General features: G+C 44.7%; 17 protein-coding genes. 10 read left to right on the forward strand and 7 right to left on the reverse strand.

Features of this window, described 5'->3' with window-relative positions; translation table 11 throughout:
* Positions 1 to 51: 51 nt before the first annotated feature.
* The 4 genes from AC6R00_RS09105 to deoD form a co-directional block, all read right to left on the reverse strand.
* On the reverse strand, positions 52 to 1,632 hold the full coding sequence (locus AC6R00_RS09105) for a diguanylate cyclase (RefSeq protein WP_500640149.1): 1,581 nt from the start codon (positions 1,630 to 1,632) through the stop codon (positions 52 to 54).
* Positions 1,613 to 3,100, reverse strand: coding sequence for a tetratricopeptide repeat protein (locus AC6R00_RS09110; protein WP_500640150.1), 1,488 nt, complete (start codon positions 3,098 to 3,100; stop codon positions 1,613 to 1,615). Before AC6R00_RS09110 ends, AC6R00_RS09105 begins: the two co-directional genes overlap by 20 nt.
* Positions 3,101 to 3,224: 124 nt before the next feature.
* Positions 3,225 to 4,694: a transposase gene (locus AC6R00_RS09115; RefSeq protein ID WP_500640151.1), complete on the reverse strand. Its 1,470-nt coding sequence runs from the start codon at positions 4,692 to 4,694 to the stop codon at positions 3,225 to 3,227.
* 59 nt (positions 4,695 to 4,753) lie between these two features.
* Positions 4,754 to 5,464 carry a purine-nucleoside phosphorylase gene (gene deoD, locus AC6R00_RS09120; protein WP_069668414.1) on the reverse strand — a complete coding sequence of 237 codons (711 nt, stop codon included), beginning with the start codon at positions 5,462 to 5,464 and terminating at the stop codon, positions 4,754 to 4,756.
* 351 nt (positions 5,465 to 5,815) lie between these two features.
* Between deoD and AC6R00_RS09125 the strand changes: the two genes are divergently transcribed.
* The 4 genes from AC6R00_RS09125 to AC6R00_RS09140 are packed head-to-tail and all read left to right on the forward strand — an operon-like array spanning position 5,816 to position 9,878.
* On the forward strand, positions 5,816 to 6,769 hold the full coding sequence (locus AC6R00_RS09125) for a YbgA family protein (RefSeq protein WP_500640183.1): 954 nt from the start codon (positions 5,816 to 5,818) through the stop codon (positions 6,767 to 6,769).
* Positions 6,759 to 7,547, forward strand: coding sequence for a MerR family transcriptional regulator (locus AC6R00_RS09130; RefSeq protein WP_500640152.1), 789 nt, complete (start codon positions 6,759 to 6,761; stop codon positions 7,545 to 7,547). Before AC6R00_RS09125 ends, AC6R00_RS09130 begins: the two co-directional genes overlap by 11 nt.
* Before the next feature lie 9 nt (positions 7,548 to 7,556).
* Positions 7,557 to 8,972, forward strand: coding sequence for a deoxyribodipyrimidine photo-lyase (phrB, locus tag AC6R00_RS09135; protein WP_500640153.1), 1,416 nt, complete (start codon positions 7,557 to 7,559; stop codon positions 8,970 to 8,972).
* Positions 8,973 to 9,878, forward strand: coding sequence for a L,D-transpeptidase family protein (locus AC6R00_RS09140; protein ID WP_500640154.1), 906 nt, complete (start codon positions 8,973 to 8,975; stop codon positions 9,876 to 9,878). It abuts the gene before it with no gap.
* Positions 9,879 to 9,927: 49 nt separating this feature from the next.
* Here the strand turns inward: AC6R00_RS09140 and AC6R00_RS09145 are convergent, their stop codons facing one another.
* Positions 9,928 to 10,176, reverse strand: a complete 249-nt coding sequence (locus tag AC6R00_RS09145; protein ID WP_004744579.1) for an Lpp/OprI family alanine-zipper lipoprotein — start codon at positions 10,174 to 10,176, stop codon at positions 9,928 to 9,930.
* Positions 10,177 to 10,519: 343 nt separating this feature from the next.
* Here AC6R00_RS09145 and AC6R00_RS09150 point away from each other — a divergent pair, with 343 nt between their 5' ends.
* Positions 10,520 to 11,863, forward strand: a complete 1,344-nt coding sequence (locus AC6R00_RS09150) for a DEAD/DEAH box helicase (protein ID WP_500640184.1) — start codon at positions 10,520 to 10,522, stop codon at positions 11,861 to 11,863.
* 140 nt (positions 11,864 to 12,003) lie between these two features.
* Here the strand turns inward: AC6R00_RS09150 and AC6R00_RS09155 are convergent, their stop codons facing one another.
* Positions 12,004 to 13,950 (reverse strand): DEAD/DEAH box helicase, encoded by a 1,947-nt coding sequence (locus AC6R00_RS09155; RefSeq protein ID WP_004744581.1) that lies wholly within the window; start codon positions 13,948 to 13,950, stop codon positions 12,004 to 12,006.
* A gap of 466 nt (positions 13,951 to 14,416) precedes the next feature.
* Between AC6R00_RS09155 and rnb the strand changes: the two genes are divergently transcribed.
* Together rnb and AC6R00_RS09165 are read left to right on the forward strand one after the other, a co-directional pair.
* A complete protein-coding gene (gene rnb / locus AC6R00_RS09160) occupies positions 14,417 to 16,420 on the forward strand; it encodes an exoribonuclease II (protein WP_500640155.1) in 2,004 nt (667 codons plus the stop codon).
* Between the two features lie 222 nt (positions 16,421 to 16,642).
* A complete protein-coding gene (locus AC6R00_RS09165) occupies positions 16,643 to 17,257 on the forward strand; it encodes a porin family protein (RefSeq protein ID WP_500640156.1) in 615 nt (204 codons plus the stop codon).
* Positions 17,258 to 17,287: 30 nt separating this feature from the next.
* On the opposite strand, the gene AC6R00_RS09170 is transcribed toward AC6R00_RS09165, so the two are convergent.
* A complete protein-coding gene (locus AC6R00_RS09170) occupies positions 17,288 to 17,641 on the reverse strand; it encodes a DUF3024 domain-containing protein (protein ID WP_500640157.1) in 354 nt (117 codons plus the stop codon).
* Between the two features lie 178 nt (positions 17,642 to 17,819).
* Here AC6R00_RS09170 and AC6R00_RS09175 point away from each other — a divergent pair, with 178 nt between their 5' ends.
* The 3 genes from AC6R00_RS09175 to AC6R00_RS09185 all read left to right on the forward strand — a co-directional run bounded on the left by AC6R00_RS09175 (position 17,820) and on the right by AC6R00_RS09185 (position 20,898).
* Complete coding sequence (locus AC6R00_RS09175) at positions 17,820 to 18,638, forward strand: phosphate ABC transporter substrate-binding protein (RefSeq protein WP_500640158.1); 819 nt, start codon at positions 17,820 to 17,822, stop codon at positions 18,636 to 18,638.
* A 126-nt stretch (positions 18,639 to 18,764) separates the two neighbouring features.
* Entirely contained in the window at positions 18,765 to 20,132 is a 1,368-nt protein-coding gene (locus AC6R00_RS09180; protein WP_500640159.1) for an NfeD family protein, read from the forward strand.
* Positions 20,110 to 20,898: a slipin family protein gene (locus AC6R00_RS09185; protein ID WP_500640160.1), complete on the forward strand. Its 789-nt coding sequence runs from the start codon at positions 20,110 to 20,112 to the stop codon at positions 20,896 to 20,898. Before AC6R00_RS09180 ends, AC6R00_RS09185 begins: the two co-directional genes overlap by 23 nt.
* Positions 20,899 to 20,910 lie beyond the last annotated feature (12 nt).

The following is a 20,910-nucleotide window of genomic DNA, read 5'->3' on the forward strand; positions in this document are numbered from 1 at the left end:
AAAACGCCCGTTGTACAAGAGAACGGGCGCTAATCAAGAATTGAATTGTGTCTACTCAGTGCAGACTTGGTTACGTCCATTGGCTTTGGCGCGATAAAGTGCTTTATCTGCTCGGTAGAAGGTTCTTTGGGTATTCTCGCCTTCACGGTGAAGCGTAATACCGATACTGACAGTTAGACCACGTTCACCCAGAATACTTTGCCAACCGAAATTGAAAATGCGTTCACGATAGTTTTCGGCGTGCATTTCAGCTTGCTCTAAGGTCGCGCGCTCTAAAATGACCAAGAATTCCTCGCCACCAAAACGTACGCATGATGCACCACGAAACTTGAAATATGCGGCGAGTTCGTGAGAGACATTCACAATCGCTTTATCGCCGACTAAATGGCTGAGTTCATCGTTAATCGATTTAAAGTGGTCAATGTCTACTACCATCAAAGCAAAAGGCACATCGTGGAGCAGCAGGTCTTTGAGCTTAACATCTAGCCAACGACGGTTATGCAGTGAGGTAAGTGGATCGGTAAACACGTCCTGCTGAAGCTGAGCCACGGTATGTTTTTGGCTCTCAGTGGTCTCTTTCAGCTCTCTATTTTCTTGTTCTGAAAGAATCAGTTTTAATTGCAGCTCAAAGCGCGACAATCGGCGTAATTGGCTAGCCCCTAGCTCTCCGATAGGAATCTTTTTCATCAGATCGCTTTCGATACGATAAGCACTTTTCTGATAATCTAGCGCGCTTTTATAATCGTCTTTTTGTTCACATATCTCAGCCAACGAGTTGCACAGCTTAAGGTTAAGAATCGGAGATGCATAGAGTTTGATTCGGCGCCTTGCTGACTCTAGCACCCAGTTCGCGATGTGGGGTTTGTCTTGCTCACTAAGACAGGCCGCGAGCTCTAGGCGGATCATGTTGGAGAGCCAAGTCGAGTGTATGTTGCCAGCTGAGTATTGGACATTACCTAGTGATTGCATGGCTAAGTCCATCTGTTTGTTCTGTCTGTAGAGCTTTGCTTGGTAAAGTAATATCTGCCCAGATAGCACTTTGTCACTGACTAAGATGCTTAGTTCTTCACACTCTTTTATAAGATCATTGGCTGCTGTGGTACGTTTTAATTCGATGTAACAGGAGAGCATGTAGAGTTTGTAGCGTAAACGTAAAGAACGACTACTTATCGCATGATCAATGCTGTCTATCTTTTGGTAATAGCGTAATGCTCGATTATGGTCGCCATATGCATCGCAAAGGTTGCCCATTCCAAGTACCGCCAGGACATAAGCATCAATATAGCCATTGTCGACCGCAATGGTTGATGAGCTGATGTATTCATTTAAAGCGCCATGAAAATCGCCATTTTCAACCAAACGGTCCGCAAGACCATTGCGCACTTCGAGGATAAGTTCTGCATCTTCTGGCAGCGTAAGGTGACCGAGTGCTTCTTTTAGTTCATCAATACTGGTCTGGATTTGCTTCAATTCGACGCGAAACTCTGCACTGATAATCAGGCATTGCGCTATTTCTTGTGGAGACGTTGCGACATGTTGTCGGACATGATTCCAAAAGATGAGGGCTTCTTCACCTGATACTGAAGAGGGGTCTAGGCCAGAATCGGAAATTTTATTTAGTAAGGCTTCCATGCTGCTCTTCCTGTCGCTGGCTGTCTTCTAATTGTTCTAAGGTAAATGGGAAAGTCAGAATATCTTGGAAGATCACCTTGGGTAGTGCGTCGTCCAATCCTTTCCTGTGCCATGGGTAGATTTCGATCATCTTGGCTAATACATGGAAAACGTTGACCGCCTCATCTCCCTTATCAGCGAGTAAGATACCTAATCGCTCGCTACTGAGTCGAGATAACATATCCTGCTTGTTACATAGAGAATGGGCGAGTTCAGTACAGACCTCTAAGTAATTAGAATCTTCGTGTTGGATGACAATAACAGCATGATTAGAGCGCTTTAGCTCGGTTTTAAACAGAACCAGTTGCTCCCACCAGTAGGTTTCTGACACCATCTGGCTAAGCTGCTTTTCGGGGTCAAACTCATGCTGACCACGAATTCGATTGATTAGCTTACGCGCTCTTTGTTCAAGTTGACGTTTTGATGCTCTCGCTTTATCGTTACTGACTCGTGCGGTTTGCTCCCTGAGCATACTCGTGGAGTGTTTACGATATTTTTGGAAGGCTTCTAATGCGGTTTTAAAGTCACCGGATTCTTCCGCTACGCGAGATTGTTGAAAACAGATTTGTGAAAGTAACTCACCATTATCAAATGTCACTGCTGACTGCTCTGCTTGAATGAGCAGTTCCGCTGCTTTCTGTGGATTTTTGCGAAGCAATTCGACTCTGGCACGGCTGATAAATGAGTGTGCTTTCATCCATACAAGATCATGTTGCATCGCCAACTCGTGGGCTTTTCGCGTCGCTTCTTCAGCATCTTCGACGCGCTCTAAACCAAGCAGAGCGAGACCTCTAAAGTCCCAAACTTCTGCTTGCCATGTATTGTCGTGATGATCTTTAAGGGCTTCGGCTGCACCATCTAGAACCGAGAGCATTTCTACGTAGTTGTTGAGTAGGTAATGATCCCAAGCCAACAAGATACGCGCTTTACCTTCTAGCCAATTAATTCGAGCATTATTTGCCACGATGACCGCTAACTCGTGAGTGGTTTTAGCGAGGTTATATTCGTGGGTAATTCGCCAAACATTACCTAAGCCGATTAGAGATTCGAGCTGAATTTCGACTTCATCAACTAATGCAGATTGCTCTAAGGCATTGATCCAAAACTGTTGGGCTGAGTAATAACGGGCTTGTCCCCAATAATGCAGGGCATGGATGTGAAGGATCTCAGGGAGTAGGTCGTCGGTATCTAAGGCGTTAAGTTTACCGTGCGCATCTTTGATGTACTTAAGCCCTTTGCGGTACTCCATGGTACACCACGCGCACCGTGACATGATGATAAGGCACTGAATTTCACCTTCAGGGTAGAGGATTTGCGCAGAACGCGCAGCACACTGCTCAGCGATAGCCCATACTTTTTCAGGCTCCGATTCGACCTTGCTTTTTAGCTGATCTATTTCGACCTCTAGAAGTCGCTGGCTTTTATCCAATGAATCAATCCTTTAAGGCTATTACCGTAGGCACACTAGTTATTATATGAATAGCCATTCGCTAAACTCTACTAAAAGTACCAATACACCGAACGATTAACGGTGCTCGTCACAATACTGATAATTATGAAAGGAGCTCGCGCAGTGTCAAAGGTGATTGAGTTAATTCCAGATTCTGAGCAGCTGTCTTCCCCGTTTTATCTTGATAGCACAAATTATGCCAAGCACGGAAAATATCCAACATAGGCATTAGTCCACCTGGACGCAGCTTGCGTCTAGGTTCGTTGACAAAACTTTCGAACAAGGTCTGAAAACGCTGCTGATAAAACTGGGTGCGCCGGATAGAAGCACTTCTTAACCATTGTTTTGGTTCATTATTTTGACCGGCAAGATAGCAAATGCCTTTCGATGAATCTTGGCTTGATGCTATCGCCCAACGATCTCTCCACCAACCCATATGGACGATGTCTACTTTGTTGATAGCGTTGTTTTCATTCCACTCTTTATCTTCTTCAACATACATAAGGTCGATATTTTGACGCAGAATGCGTGGCAGACAGACACTGAGCGCTGCAGAACGCAAAACAGGGTCTTGTGGCAAGTAGATTGAAACTTGGCGCTCATCTTGGCACAAATCAAGCACGTGCAAGAAATGCGCATACGAAGTGTAAGGCGGGCGAATTAAAGCGCCTTTAGATGGATAGTTGAAAACCGTGAGATTACCCATTGGGTCTTCGACATTTCCCCTCGCTAATATGGTTTGGTACTGCTGATCAATTCGTTCTCTCAATATCGGCGATGGAGTAGGGGCTGGCATGTTCGCTTCGGAAGAGTGTTGTTTTGAGACGAAACGGGCTGGGTACTGATATGGGTCATGATCAACATCACCGCTAGGCTCTTCCGCTGCTGAATAATTCACATGCTGACAAAGTATGTAACCACTATGGGCTTCACCTGTTGCCATCCACAACACACCATTATTACTTTTCGGCTGTAGAGGGACGTAAAAAGAAGCCAGTTCATAACTTGCAGCATGATTCACCCAGCGCGCATCAAACATAGCGAGCTTACGTCGGCATCGGCTCGCAATATGATCGAGGTGATCATAAAACGTCTTTGGATTGATTTCTAATTTACGGCAGATCTCGCGTACCGAGTAGCCCATAAAAAGCAAACCAAGGAGGTTTTCTTGGAATTGAAGTTTTTTGTTTGCCCCAGACCATTTGTCGACAAAGGTAGATTGGCAATATTTACAGCGATAGCGTTGGCGATCACCGCTATAGCCAAAAGCATGGTAGAGGTGTTTGTGGGTATGAACCGATAAGCCAAAATTGTCGCATTCGTCGTTGCGACAAGCAGGAAGGCCATCACTGTGGAGTTGACGAAGTCGATGAAGCTCGTTGAGAACTTCTTGGTTGTTAAGTAAGGGGGGGAAAGCGCCACATTCCCGGCATACCATCGCAGGTCGCTTAGGGTTAGCATGCTGCACAACGTAACGATGTGCATCACTCAATCCAAAGTTGTCACACGCCAATGTTTTACAAAAGTTGAGCTGTAACCCGTTTGCTTCCTTTGGCAGTTGGCCGGCTGTCACTATCTCCCCCTCGGGATTATTCGGGCCACCAAACTAGGTTTGGTGGCGAAAAGAATGAATTAGATGTTGATTGCAGTTTCTAGAGCTACTTTCATCATGTCGTTGAATGACTTTTGACGCTCTTCAGAGCTAAGCTTCTCACCGCGGATGATATGATCAGACACTGTTAGGATAGTTAGAGCTTTCGCGCCAAGGTCTGCTGCAACACCATAGATACCTGCTGCTTCCATATCTACACCTAGGATGCCAAGCTTTTCCATTTTCTCGAAGATGTCTGCTTCTGGAGTGTAGAAAAGATCTGCAGAGAATACGTTACCCACTTTTACTGGTACTTCTTGAGTACGTGCTTGGTTAACAGCTTCTTCTAGAAGGCCGAAATCAGCGATAGCAGCGAAGTCGTGATCGTTAAAACGAATACGGTTTACTTTAGAGTCAGTTGACGCACCCATACCGATAACAACGTCCATTAGTTTTACGTCGTCACGTACTGCACCACAGCTACCTACACGAATCACGTTTTTAACACCGTATTCAGCGATTAGCTCGTGAACATAGATGCAGCATGAAGGAATACCCATACCGTGACCCATAACAGACACTTTCTTACCTTTGTAAGTACCTGTGTAACCGAACATGTTGCGAACATCACATACTTGCTTAACGTCATCAAGGAATGTTTCCGCGATGTATTTAGCGCGTAGTGGGTCGCCTGGCATCAGTACTGTTTCAGCGAAATCACCTGGTTGTGCATTAATGTGTGGGGTTGCCATAGTTATTACTCCAAAAATTATTAGTAATTCGAACTGCTGATTACTAATTATGTTGATTTTGAAAAATCTGTTGAGGCAATACTAGCTATATCTGCCCTTGCTCCGTGAGAAGTATGTCACAAAAGGGGGGTAATTGATGCTTTTAGTCTCTGTTGATAACTAAATGTGTTGAAAGTGAATGAGCAATCGATTTGTAAAAACGTTTGCTTCATTCAGTGAACCAAAATGTGGTTAATCACGTAGGTTAAATACACATTATACAAACATTTATTTTGTACAGCATTTGGGAATTGTGCTAAAACTTATACAAGAAATGTTTTTGTACAGCTTGGCTAGGCAAAGGAGTCCATGATGAATCAGCAGCAGATAAAAATAGGTATCAGTTCTTGTGTTTTAGGTGAGCGTGTTCGATTTGATTCAGGACACAAAGTTAGTAAGTTTGTCACCAAGGAGCTTTCTCCATATTTCGAATTTGTTCCTGTTTGCCCTGAAGTGGGTTCTGGAATGCCTGTTCCTAGGCCAACTATACGATTGATGTCCAATGAGGATAGAATTGCTTTGGTGGAAACGAAAGATCCTACCAAAGAGCATACGCAGGCTGTCGTTGATTACTCGAAGAACAAAGTTGTAGAGCTTGAGCGAGAAGAATTGTGTGGTTACATCGTATGCGCTAAATCCCCAACGTGCGGAATGGAGCGCGTTAAAGTCTACAAAAAGAACAGCGCAGAGAATGTAGGGGTAGGCTTGTACACTAATGAGCTGATGAAAGCCATGCCTTGGTTGCCGGTAGAGGAAGATGGTCGACTCAACGATCCGGTTTTGAAAGAGAACTTTATCACTCGTATTTACACACTCAGAGACTTTTATGATTCTGTCGGTGATGAACCTACTCGTGGGAAGATCGTTGCGTTTCACTCTCGCTACAAATTGACCTTAATGGCTCATCACCCCGCTTCATACAAAGAGCTTGGTAAACTCGTGGCAAATGTTAAGGATTACGACATTGAAGAGTTCTACAAGCTATACAGAGTCGCTTTGATGGCAGCGGTTTCACACAGAGCAAGTAGGAAAAACAATACCAATGTATTAATGCATCTTCAGGGGTATTTTAAGCGAGAGCTCAGCAAGTCACAGAAAAAAGAGCTGAGACAAGTCATAGAGGACTATAGAGTAGGGCTTCTTCCCTTGCTTGCACCATTAACACTAATTAAGCACTATTTAGCGGATCATCCAGATGCTTATTTGGAAGACCAAGCTTTTCTGCAACCTCACCCACAGGAGTTACGTTTAAGATATGGGCTATGAGAAAAAACTGTACGCGATTCGCGAGATCTCTGAGATTACTGGGGTTAAGCCAGTAACCTTACGCGCGTGGCAGCGACGTTACAGCCTAGTGCAACCTCAACGAACTGAAAAAGGCCATCGCTTGTATACCGATGAACACATCGCCTTGATAGGAGAGATACAAGGTTGGCTGAGTAAAGGAGTTCCGATTGGTAAAGTAAAAGACGTACTAGAGTCCACTGAACCAAATAAAGGCGAGCAGTATCTAGTGAGTGAGCAGTTGGATGAAGTGAGTGCTTTCTTACAGGCATTAGCGGATTTGAACAAAGGAAAAGCGGATTCAATCGTAAGTACTGTTTTTAAAGAGTACCCACTTGGTGTGGTGCAAAAGCAGTTTGTGAAGCCGACAGAGAAAGCACTGTCTGTGGTTAGAATCGGCTTGCGTGCCTTACAAAAGGGGTTGATGGAGTCCATTTTTGTTGCTCGGCTCAACGCAATTATTGAAGCAGAGAACAAAGCCGCTAAGTCCGGGAAATGCTTATTTATTAATTACGATAGCGTTAACGACATACATGCACGTCTTTGGGCATTGCATTTATCAGAGTCAGGCAAAAACCTAGTCATCATAGATGGAATCGAAGATTTGTCCGGCCTAGTTGAACACGAAGGGCTGAATGCGTACGACACCGTCGCTATTTATAGCTCGCGTCCTTTGACAACTGGACAAATCGCTATTGTTGGAAAGATAAAGTCATCATTTTCAGGACAGGTTGTCCTTTCAGACTTAATAGAAAAGTAAGGTCTGAATATGAAGATAGTCTGGCTGCGAAGAGATTTACGTGTTGAAGACAATACCGCTTTGAGCGAAGCGTGTTCAAGTGGAGATCCTGTTGTTGCTCTGTATATTGCAACGCCGCAAACTTGGCAGGAACACTCACTTGCCCCGATTCAGGCTGATTTAATTTATAGTCGACTTTTGGCATTGCAACACGACCTGAGTAAGAAAAACATCTCCCTCTACTACGCTCAAAAGGATTCTTATAAAGATGCCGCGAGATTGGTAGCTGAAGTCGCGGTAAAACAAGGCGCGAGCGGCGTTTATGTTAACAAAGAGTATGAACTCAATGAGCGTTGCAGAGACGAGTTACTATCCGAGCTTCTCGTGACTGAGGGGATTGAATGTAACAGCTATGATGACAAATGCATTCTCAAACCCGGCAGCGTGGTTAACAAGCAAGGTGACTACTTCAAGGTATTCACCCCGTTCAAACGCGCCTACTTGGCCGCAATGTATTGTCATCCAGTTGCTGTCACAAAGCTAACTCCTCAACTGAGGAGAGGGGAGCTGACATCAAATAGTGTGGAAGAATTTTCAGTCCAGTGTGATTTTGACTACCCAAGAGTATCGAGTGAAAGATACGCTGTAGATACTGAGCAGATAATCCAAGCGTTAAGAAGTTTCGATAGTGACAAGGTTGATAGCTATCATTCCCATCGTGATTTCCCCGCGATTGACGGCACAAGTACTCTTTCTCCCTATTTAGCCATTGGAGCGCTCTCTGTCAGACAATGCATGGCAAGGCTCATGTACCAGCAAGCCCTTCCTTTAAGTGGTGGACGTGAGGCTTGGCAAAGCGAATTGATTTGGCGCGAGTTTTATCAGCATTTAGCCTACTTTGAACCAAAATTGTCGCAAGGTAAGAGCTTTACTTCATGGGGAGACCATTTAGTCTGGCTCAATCCTATAGAGGCCATCGATGCGTGGAAAAAAGGCCTGACAGGTTATCCGATTGTCGACGCGGCAATGCGTCAGCTTAACGAAACAGGTTGGATGCATAATCGTTTGAGAATGATAGTGGCGAGCTTTCTAGTTAAAGATCTTCACGCTGATTGGCGTGTTGGTGAACACTATTTTATTTCCAAACTCGTAGATGGGGACTATGCCGCCAATAACGGTGGTTGGCAGTGGTGTGCGTCGACAGGCTGTGATGGGCAACCTTACTTTCGTATTTTTAATCCGACGACACAGGGAGAGCGCTTTGACCCTGATGGCACTTTTATTCGGCGTTGGATTCCAGAGCTAATGAACGTGCCAGACAAGTACATCCATCAACCTCACAAGTGGGGTAATGCTAAAGATTTGTCATATCCAGAACCGATAGTTGATCATAAGACCGAAAGAGAGATAACCTTAAGCCTCTATAAAGAAGCCAAGGAAGTTTAAATGGTGCGTAAGTTTCTCGCATTCTTGTGTTGTGTCAGCTCGCCTCTTTTTGCTGCGACGTATGAGTTACCTGTAGAGGGCAGTAGTATCGTGGGGCGAACTCAGTACCATCAGGTACAAGAAGGGGAGACGCTCGCCAATATTGCCAAGCAATACGATGTCGGTTTCTTGTCGTTGATGGCTGCCAACAAAGGGGTCGACCCGTTTTTGCCTAAGGCGGATTATGTTTTAACGATTCCAACTCAAATAATATTGCCGAACGTAGATCGCGAGGGGATCGTGATTAATCTAGCGGAACTTCGACTTTACTATTTCGAGCCAGAGTCTAACAAAGTGCATATATTTCCGGTTGGTATAGGGCGAGTAGGGCGAGATACGCCTGAAATGGAAACCTCCATTAGCCAAAAACGTCCAAATCCGACTTGGACTCCTCCTGCTTCAATTCGCAAAGATTATTTAGCCAAAGGGATTGAATTACCGGCAGTGGTACCCGCTGGTCCAGAAAATCCTCTGGGTGAATATGCTCTGCGATTGGCGCATGGTGCAGGTGATTATCTTATTCACGGGACTAACAAAGACTTCGGCATCGGCCTTCGGGTGAGTTCGGGGTGTATTCGTATGGAGCCAAAAGATATCGAGTGGTTATTCCCTCAAGTTAAGCTTGGGGACAAAGTCACTGTGATAAATGAGCCTATAAAGGTTGCACTAGAACCAGATCGTAGTGTGTTCCTAGAAGCACATGAGCCATTAACACGTAGTGACGGCGTAAAGAAAGTGCTTGAGATACCACAAGAGCTTAGTTGGTGGTTAGAGGAATTTGATCAATCGGATGTGAAAGCAAGAGCTGCTATATTGGCGCAAAATGGCGTGCCAGTCGAAATAGTCGCCCCGACACTGATAAACTAAAGAAAAAAGAAAGGGTCTGCATGCAGACCCTTTCTTTTAAAAGACGAGATTACTTAGTGTAAGACTGAGCAATGTTGTCGATACGTTCGTTTGCACGTGCTGCTTCTTCTTGTGCTGCCATTGCAGAGTCACCAGACTTACGTACTTCAGATTGTAGCGCTTGAACGTCTTGGCTTAGCTGGCTTACTTGATTGCTTAGCTCATCCATTTTCGCCGTTGTCGCTTCGTCTGGACCAGATGCACAACCCGCTAGTAGAAGAACAGAAGATGCTGCAGCTGCGATCAACATTTTGTTCATGAGAGAACTCCTTGCATAAATAAGTATCAAAAATATGTCCTATACCTTTTTATCGTATAGTGACGTCAATCAGTGTAGCCCTAATTTTACGCTTGCTAAAGCCAGCAAAAGTCAAAAAAACCCAAGAATTTAAGTAATTATCAAATTAGTTGAGCTACGTCTCATTGGTAAGAGCAATAGATGCAAGAGACATAGAACTGACATTTAGAGTAAAAGTACGGGGAAAAGAATATTTTCTGTGATCTCTATCCTCTCAGAGTGAATCCAGTTATCATAGCCTGTTTTTGAATAATTCGTGTTGTACGAAGCTTTTCGAGCTGTGATGACAACGCTGTGTGACCAATTGGAGAATACTTTGCACTTTAAAGATTTAGGTTTAGACAATCGCTTACTTAAGAACTTGAAGCACTTTGACTTTAAGAAGGCGACAGAAATTCAGCAGCGTGCGATACCTGTCGCAATTGCTGGCAAAGATCTGTTGGCTTCTTCAAAGACAGGTTCTGGTAAGACGCTAGCTTTTGTATTACCTATGCTACACAAGTCGCTAAAAAACAAAGCATTCTCTGCAAAGGATCCGCGTGCAGTTATTCTTGCTCCGACACGCGAGCTTGCGAAGCAAGTGTATGGTGAGCTGCGCTCAATGTTAGGTGGACTATCATACGATGCGACGTTAATTGTTGGTGGTGAAAACTTTAACGATCAAGTGAAAGCTCTGCGCCGTTACCCTAAGTTTATTGTCGCAACACCTGGACGTTTAGCCGATCACCTTGAGCATCGCTCTCTATTTCTAGACGGCCTTGAAACTCTAGTGCTTGATGAAGCTGACCGTATGCTAGATCTTGGCTTCGCACCAGAGCTTCGCCGTATTCACAACGCGGCTAAACACCGTCGTCGCCAAACTCTTATGTTCTCAGCAACGCTAGATCATGCTGAAGTTAATGATATTGCTATGGAGATGTTAGATGCTCCAAAACGTATTGCAATTGGTGCTGCGACAGAAAAGCATACTGACATTACTCAGAAGTTCTACCTGTGCGACCATCTTGATCATAAAGAAGCAATCTTAGAGCGCATTCTAGAAGAAGCAGAATACAAACAGCTGATTATCTTTACTGCAACGCGTGTTGATACAGAGCGTTTAACAGAAAAACTTAACGAGAAGAAGCTCAAAGCAATCGCGCTTAGCGGTAGCTTAAACCAGACTCAACGTAATACCATCATGAGTCAGTTTGAACGCGCTGTGTTCAAAATACTGGTCACGACAGACGTCGCTTCTCGTGGTCTAGATATCGCTAACGTTACCCATGTTGTAAACTTCGACATGCCAAAACATACGGAAGAATATGTTCACCGTGTAGGTCGTACAGGCCGTGCTGGTAATAAAGGTGATGCCGTTTCTCTGGTAGGTCCAAAAGACTGGGATAGCTTTAAGCGTGTAGAGGCTTATCTACAGCAAGACTTAAACTTCTCTGAGCTTGAAGGGTTAAAAGGCAAGTTTAAAGGTTTGAAACCGCGTAAACCTGATTTCCGTAACAAGGGCAAAGCGACTAACAAAGCCAAGCCACAAGCGAAGAAGTCAGCGAAGAAGCCAGTCAAGCGTGACAAGAGCTTCCACCAGAATGTAGCAGTGGGTGATAGCGTGTTTATTCCTAAGAAGAAAACACCGCCTAAACCTGATAGCGAGTAATCAGAGTTAAACTAACAAAGCCATTTGGTTCTGCCAAATGGCTTTTTTGTATCAAGAGTTTGGTTGAAGCAGCGCAAAATCAACGGACAAAAAAAGGAGCCAAATTTGGCTCCTTTTTTAATGCTTGCTAGCAGAGGTGATTAATCTTCGCGGTTACCACGACCATGGCCACGTTCGCCACGGTAGTTACCACGGTGATCGCCACCACGGTTACGGTCAAAGCGACGCTCGCCATCACGACGACCACCTTCGCGATTACCACGACCGCCTTCACGGTTGCCACGGTAGCCACCTTCGCGGTTTCCATCACGGTTGCCACGGTAACCACCTTCGCGGTTTCCATCACGGTTGCCACGGTAACCACCACCATCGCGACGTCCACCGTCACGGCGACCGCCATCACGACGACCACGAGGCTCACGGAAGTCATCAAAGTCACACACTACCGCGCCAACTTCTTTCTGACGAATGCGTAGTTTACGTAGCTTGTTAGCTGTCTCAGACGACATTGCTTTTGGTAGCTGAACGTAAGTTTCGCCTTGTGCTAGTTTAATCGCACCGATTGAACCTTTAACTAGGCCAAGCTCGTTTGCCAATGCGCCAACGATGTCTTTAACCTGAACGCCTTGCTCACGACCAACTTGCAGCTGGTATGTATCCCAGTCTTGGTTGTTGAAGTTACGGTCACGACCACGACCATCACGGCCGCCTTCACGACGCTCCTTACGACGTTGCTTGTCACGCTCAATCGCTTCAATCATTGGGTCTTCACCAATGTAGAATAGTGGGCGCTTACCTTGCTGACGCTTAAGAAGAATGGCAGCCAGTGTTGCCGCGTCTAGCTCAAGAGATTCTTGTAGTTTTTCAACTAGCTCAGAGAACTTCTCTAGTGCTTTATGTTCTTTATCTGCTTCAAGCTCGGCACCAAGTTTTGCAACGCGAGCTTCTGCAACTTTGTCACGGTGTGGAAGTTGAATCTCTTCCATTGATGACTTAGTTACACGTTCAATAGTGCGAAGCATACGTAGTTGGTTAGTGCGAACTAGAAGGATCGCTTTACCTTTACGTCCAGCACGACCTGTACGGCCGATACGGTGGATGTAAGACTCAACATCGAATGGGATGTCGTAGTTGAATACGTGCGTGATACGTGGAACGTCAAGGCCACGTGCTACAACGTCAGTTGCAACTAGAATGTCGATAACACCTTGTTTGATGTGATCAACAGTACGCTCACGTAGAGACTGAGGAATATCACCGTGTAGTGCAGAAGCTTTGAAGCCACGTGCACATAGCCAATCGGCTAGGCGCTCAGTGTCTTGACGAGTACGTACGAATACGATTGACGCGTCAGTCTCTTCAGTTTCTAGAAGGCGAGACATTGCTTCGTCTTTTTCTACACCTTTAACAACCCAGAACTGCTGCTCTACTTTATCTACAGTGTGGTTTTTACCTGCAACGTCTACTGTTTCAGGATCACGTAGGAAGCGCTCAACAATGCTCTTAAGCATAGGAGGCATAGTCGCAGAGAATAGTACACGTTGTGCTGATTCAGGCGCGTGCTCCATGATTTCAGTTACGTCATCAACGAAGCCCATGTTTAGCATCTCATCCGCTTCATCAAGAACGAATGTGTGTACTTCGTCTAGGTGTAGACGGTCACGGTTGATAAGGTCTTGAACACGGCCCGGAGTACCAACAACGATGTGAGCACCGTTTTTTAGTGCGCGCATTTGATCAACGATCGATGCACCACCGTAGATTTCAAGAACTTTAAGACCAGCGATGTTTTGACCTAAGTTCTTAACTTCAGCCGCTACTTGGATCGCTAGTTCACGAGTTGGAGCAAGTACGATTGCTTGAGGTTTACGCTGTGCAAGGTCTAGCTTGTTTAGAAGAGGTAGAGAGAAAGCTGCAGTTTTACCAGTACCAGTTTGAGCTTTACCTAGTGCGTCTTTACCAGCCAATAGGTGCGGGATAGCAGCAGCCTGAATTGGAGTTGGTGAAACAAAACCCATACCATCAAGAGCTGAAAGGATAGAGTCGTTAAGCGCTAGATCGCTAAACTGAATTACAGAATCTGTCATTGGGATCCTACTATATAATGTCAACAAAAGGTCCCACGAGCTCTACCAATTCCAATACCAATCCAGTTGAGAGCTGATTCCGTTCAGATGCGGAAAAGTCGTAAATCGCATCAAGCCACTAGGGACGTAAGAGATATTGGTGTTAATAACTGTCCGTTCATTCTAAAAAACCATGAACAGATAGGGGGGCACCAATATGAGGGGGCGGATTATTCCCTAAAAGCACAAAAAAAGCTAGAAAAAATTGAATTTCATCACAATTTTTTCCTGATCTGAGAATTTTTGTGTAGTTTTTGTTCGTCTAGATGCATTAGGTGCGAAATTTATGCACAAATCTAGGGGGATTGCTAACTGATTGAATTGTTCGTTAAACACCAGATTGTCATGCTTCTACGCTAGCAGGGGCAAGGGCTCGGTGATATAGTGGGCGCAATTTTTCGGTTACTTACTCGGTAAAACAAGATAGATGTTTCAAGATAACCCTTTACTGGCTCAACTTAAGCAGCAAATCCAAGAAACCCTGCCTAAAAAAGAAGGCACAATCAAAGCGACAGAGAAAGGCTTTGGTTTCCTTGAAGTGGATAGTAAGACAAGTTTCTTTATCCCGCCTCCGTACATGAAAAAATGTATGCACGGCGACAAGGTAAAAGCGATCATTCGTACAGAGAAAGATCGCGAGCAAGCTGAACCAGAAGAGCTACTTGAACAAGGGCTTAACCGTTTTATTGGCCGAGTTAAACTATTCAAAGGCAAACTGAACGTTACGCCAGACCATCCTCAACTTAAAAAGTTATCTTTAAAAGCTAAGACACGTAAAGGCATCAAGAGTGATGATCTTAAAGAAGGTGATTGGGTGGTTGCACACCTTATTCGTCATCCACTTAAGGGTGATAATGGCTTCTTTGTCGAAATCAGCGACAAAATTACTGATGCCGATGACAAGATAGCACCTTGGTGGGTAACCTTGGCTCAAAATGATCTGCCAAATAGCGAACCAGCAGGACTAGATAGCTGGGAACTAAAAGACGACGCGGATCTTGAACGAATCGATATGACACACGTTCCGTTTGTGACCATTGATGGTGAGTCAACCAAAGATATGGATGACGCGCTGTATGCTAAAAAGACAGATTCTGGTGATTTCAAACTGACGATTGCGATTGCTGATCCTACTGCCTACATCACACCTGATAGTGATATGGACAAAGTGGCGCGCGAGCGTGGTTTTACCATCTACTTACCGGGGCGCAATATTCCGATGCTTCCACGTGACCTTGCCGATGACCTATGTTCATTGATAGAGGGTGAAGCACGTCCAGCTCTATGTTGTAGTGTGACCGTGACGAAAGAGGGTGTTATCGGAGATGACATTAAGTTCTTCGCTGCCAACATTAAATCTCATGCTCGCTTGGCTTACGACCATGTTTCCGATTGGATTGAAAATGGTAGTTCAGACGCTTGGCAACCAAGTGAAGAAATCGCAGAAATCGTTCGTGATCTCTATGACTTCTCACGTGCTCGAGCTGAGTGGCGTGAAACACATGCCGTCGTTTTCCCTGACCGCCCAGACTACCGATTTGAACTGAGTGAAGATAACGATGTTGTCGCTATTCATGCCGACATGCGTCGTAGCGCTAACCGCCTAGTAGAAGAGGCAATGATTACAGCAAACATTTGCGCGGGCAAAACGCTGCAATCAAGCTTTAACTCGGGTGTATTTAACACTCACGCAGGCTTCAAGCCGGAAAAGATTGAAGATGTCGTCAATTTGGTAAACCCAGAAGGTGAACAGCCGTTTACCGCTGAATTTATCGCGACTCTAGAAGGGTTTGCGGCGCTGCGTCGTTGGTTGGGAAGCCAAGAAACTTCTTACCTAGATAACCGAATCCGCAAAGCTCAAGCTTACAGCGAAATTGGTAACCAGCCTCTACCGCATTATGCAATGGGTCTTGACCTATATGCGACGTGGACATCACCAATTCGCAAATATGGCGATATGATCAACCACCGTATGCTTAAAGCGCACATCTTAGGCACAGAACCAGTGCAGACGGCCGATGATAGTGTCGGTGAAGAGCTAGCGATTCATCGAAAGCACCACAAAATTGCTGAGCGCAATGTTGGTGATTGGTTATATGCTCGTACCCTTGCAGATGAACCAGCTAAAGAGACCAAGTTCAACGGTGAGATTTTCGATATCAACCGTGCAGGTATGCGTATCCGCTTGATTGAAAACGGCGCTGCGGCATTTATTCCTGGCTCACTTATCTTAGCCAACAAAGAGCGCCTTGAGTGCAATGGTGAAAATGGCACGGTTTCAATCGATAAACAAGTGACTTACCGCTTAGGTGATGTGCTAGAGGTGGTTCTGACTGACGTAAATCAGGAAAACCGCAGCCTAGTAGCCAAACCGACACAAATCTTTGAAGAAGTGAAGACTGCGACAGAAGCTGAATCCTCAGCAGAGTAACGAATCAGTTCATTAAAGTTACCTCAAAGGCGCTATTACAGCGCCTTTTTTGTTGCTCCGGTCTTAGTAAATTAATTCGCTGTTGTAATGTAGTGATACTAGGTATTTGACTGGTGTATGACAAAGCTCAGACAATTCTATACATTTCGCATAAAGACGCTTATTGGATATTCCTATAGTTTGTAACCGATTTAATTCATTAGGGAATATTAGGTAAGAATGATGAAAAAGGTTGTTTTACTTGCAGCGCTTGTAGCGCTACCTACATTTGCAGCTCAGAAAGTTGATGGCTTTTATATTGGTGCGGGTATCGGTGATACGAGCTACGACGATGATGGATTTGGTAAAAGTGTTACTAATGGCGCGACTTCAACTGAGACTGATGGCGCTTCATTCAAGCTGATTGGTGGCTATCAGTTTAATAAGATCGCTGCGATTGAAGCTCAGTACACAAAATACGGTACAGCCAATACTAAATTGTCTAACACTAAAGCACTGACGATGGACAGTGAGTCCCTTATGGTGGCAGCCAATTTAGGTTACACCTTTGATAACGGTCTAAGACCTTACGGGGTAATTGGCGCAGGTATTGTTAGTTGGGATGTACGAAATGCCGGTGCAACAAGCTATTTGATCAACAAGTCCTCAAGCACGTTTGCCGTTCGCGCAGGGCTTGGTCTTGAGTATGCACCTGCAATGTTTGATGGCTGGGCGGTTAGAGCAGGCTATGAAGTTGATGCGTTTGCTGCTGAGGTTGAAGATTCATTAACCAAGAAAACCACAGAACATACTTTGGGTATGGGGTCTTTCTACATTGGTTCGACTTACAAGTTTTAGAACAATAGTTATAGGAGAGCACTTGCTCTCCTAATCCTGCCAAAACATCTCTTTCGGGTCTTTATCGATTTCGCGCATGATAGCAGTTAGGTCGCTACTTTGAGCTAAATATGGGTAGGGCACCCACTGTTCATTATCCGTTTCTTGTGGCATGAATAGCTGCCACTGATTCAGCTCTCCGTTCCACGCCACTTTCGCGATTGGATTCATGTAATTGCAGTGGCTAGAATCAAGTAAAAAGTGCTGCTTGATAAAAATGACGCCATTGTTCATGCTTTCAAAGCTTGCTTTGCCCAATTCAGCAGGCGTACTTTGATTGCGTTGCTTACAGATAAGCTGCGCTCTGCTCTCGACTTGACGTTGTAGTAAACTCACTAGCCCCATTACGCTCTCACTTCAACAATATGAGTATCTGTGCAAAAGGTTACACTTCTCTAACTTAAGCATAGTATGTACTAGATATTTTATTGTCTGCATAGGCTTTCACAAAAATGTCATCTAACCGCAATAACATAGCGCTGTTTAGTTATAACCAGTCGCATCTATTAGTGGGGAGTTTATTATGGTTCGTGTTGCGTTGGCTGCACTTTTATCTACATCGCTGTTTTCCGTGCCAACGTTGGCTAAAGAGGTGAATGTTTCAGGCTCGACTTCGGTTGCTCGTGTCATGGACGTGCTCGCAGAAGATTACAATAGCACTCATCCAGACAGCTACGTTGCGGTTCAAGGCATTGGTTCGTCAGCCGGTATTACGCTGGTTAAGAAAGGTGTGGCTGATGTAGGCATGAGTTCTCGTTACCTAACAGAAAGCGAACAAGATGAATCTCTCACTGTTAAGCCAATTGCTTTTGATGGATTAGCAGTGGTGGTGAATAAATCTAACCCGATTCAGAACGTTACTCGCGAGCAATTGTTTGATATCTATAAAGGCAAAATAACTAACTGGAAACAGCTAGGTGGAAACGATCAAAAAATCGCGGTTGTCACGCGTGAAGCTTCTTCTGGATCGCGCTATAGCTTTGAAAGCTTGATGGGATTGACGAAAATCATTAATAATCGTCTGGTGTCTGACATCAACCCAGATAATTTAGTGGTAAACAGCAACAGCATGGTAAAGACGATTGTTAACCACAATAAACAAGCTATTGGTTTCGTTTCTACAGGTTCAGTTGATAGTTCGATCAAAGCGATCCAGTTTGAAGGGGTAGAAGCGAGCAACAAAACAATCGCCACGGGTCAGTATGAATTATCTCGTCCTTTCCTTGTTCTATACAATCCTGACAAAGTAGATGAAGACTCCAAGTCATTTATTAACTACTTAAACAGCAACCAAGCAAAATCTTTGATTGAAGAGTACGGCTACACGCCAATTAAAAAGTAGTCTCGCTACAATGTTTTAATGGAGAGCTTTTGCTCTCCATTTTTATTCTAGTTGAACACAATGCGCCACTATTGTGATGATTTAAATAGTCTAAACTGATAATAGACTGAAAAATGGGAAAGTCAGATGTCCTTACGGATTGTCAAAGCACTTTTGTTTTGCTTTGTACTTTTGTCAGGACCATCTGTTTTTAGCTCAAGTGAGCCGGCGTCTAGTACGGCCAAGGTGGTTCCTGTTATCAATATCAGCGGAGCAATCGGCCCTGCTGTGGGGGACTACGTGATTGAAGAAATTACGTTAGCAAACCAAACCCCGAATATACCTGCTCTAGTGCTGACAATCGATACTCCCGGTGGCCTAGTTAGCAGTCTTAGAGAGATCAACCAATCTATTCTCGCCTCAAAAGTTCCTATTTTGTGTTTGGTCTATCCTCAAGGTGCGCGCGCTGCCAGTGCCGGTACATTTATTCTGTATGCTTGCCATATTGCAGCAATGGCTCCTGCGACGACTTTGGGAGCGGCGACACCTGTGAGTATTGGTGGAGGTAATTCAGAGCAATCTGATGAGTCATCAAACGAGCCGTCGGCAATGGAAAAGAAAATGCTCAATGATTCTATTGCTTATATACGTTCGCTTGCGCAGTTGCGTGGTAGAAATGCAGAATGGGCGGAAAAAGCGGTTAGAGAAGCCGCCACACTTTCATCGAGTGAAGCGTTAGAGAAAAATGTCATCAATCTCATTGCTGATACGCCTGAACAACTCCTTATCCAATCTGATGGGCTAACTGTTAGCTTAAATGAAACCAACAGCCAGTTAGTAACTGAAAATGTAAAAGTCGAGTATAAGACACCGGATTGGCGTCATCAGTTTCTCTCTACAATCACCGATCCGAATATCGCGTATATCTTAATGATGATTGGTATCTACGGTTTGTTGCTAGAGTTCTACAGCCCTGGATTTGGCGTGGCGGGTGTCGTCGGTGCGATTTGTCTTCTGATTGCGACTTATGCTTTCCAGATGTTGCCAGTGAACTACGTCGGAATTGGTTTAATTCTACTGGGTATAGGACTGCTGGTGGCTGAGTCGCTTGTGCCAAGTTTTGGCATTTTAGGATTTGGCGGTGTTATCGCATTCGTCTTGGGATCGATATTTCTTATCGATAGTGATCTACCAGAGCTACAAGTCTCGTTAAATCTTATCTATTCAATAGCGGTGCTATCAGCAGCGTTTGTTGTGTTTGTTTTACGCAGAGTGTTGCAGCTTAGACAAAGTCAGGTGGTGAGTGGTGTCGAATGCCTGATTGGTCAGCAAGCGGTTGTCGAAAACAGCTTTACAGCGGAAGGTTATGTGCATATAGCAGGTGAGCGCTGGGCTGCGCATGGTGATGACAGTTTCTCTCGTGGAGATATTGTCATAGTCGAGGCCATCGATGGTCTGAGTTTGAAAATTAGTAAACAGCAAGGAAGTGGCTATGATGGAACAGATAATCACTAGTGGCATGCTGACCCCAATACTGATTGTCGTATTGGTACTTTTGATTGCATTCAGCATGTTCCACGTGTTGCGCGAGTATGAACGCGGCGTCATTTTTTTCCTTGGCCGCTTTCAAATGGTCAAAGGGCCAGGGTTGATCATTGTTATTCCCATGATTCAACAGATCGTCAAAGTTGATATGCGAACAGTAGTGATGGACGTACCGAGTCAAGACGTCATTAGTCGTGATAATGTCTCTGTTCGAGTTAATGCAGTGATCTACTTTAGAGTGGTCGATGCACAAAAAGCAATCATCAACGTAGAGGATTATTTAGCGGCAACGTCTCAACTCGCGCAAACGACCTTACGCTCTGTTTTAGGTCAACATGAACTCGATGAAATGCTCGCCAATCGGGAGATGCTCAATACGGATATCCAAACCATACTAGATGCGCGTTCTGATGGCTGGGGTATTAAAGTATCTGATGTAGAGATAAAACATGTTGATCTTAATGAGAGTATGATTCGAGCGATCGCCAAACAAGCGGAAGCTGAGCGTGCTCGAAGGGCGAAAGTGATACATGCTTCTGGTGAAATGGAGGCATCGGAAAAGCTTGTTGAAGCAGCAAGCAAAATGGCGACTCAACCCAATGCGATGCTATTGCGTTACTTGCAAACGCTGACGGAGATTGCCGGAGAAAAGAGTTCGACTATTGCTTTCCCATTGCCTATGGAGTTAATGGAAGGATTGTTTAAACGGAATGGCAGTAGTGACAAAAAAGAATAGCCTATATGAAAA

The sequence above is a fragment of the Vibrio sp. R10-SF1-ISO8 genome (genome assembly GCF_059833805.1).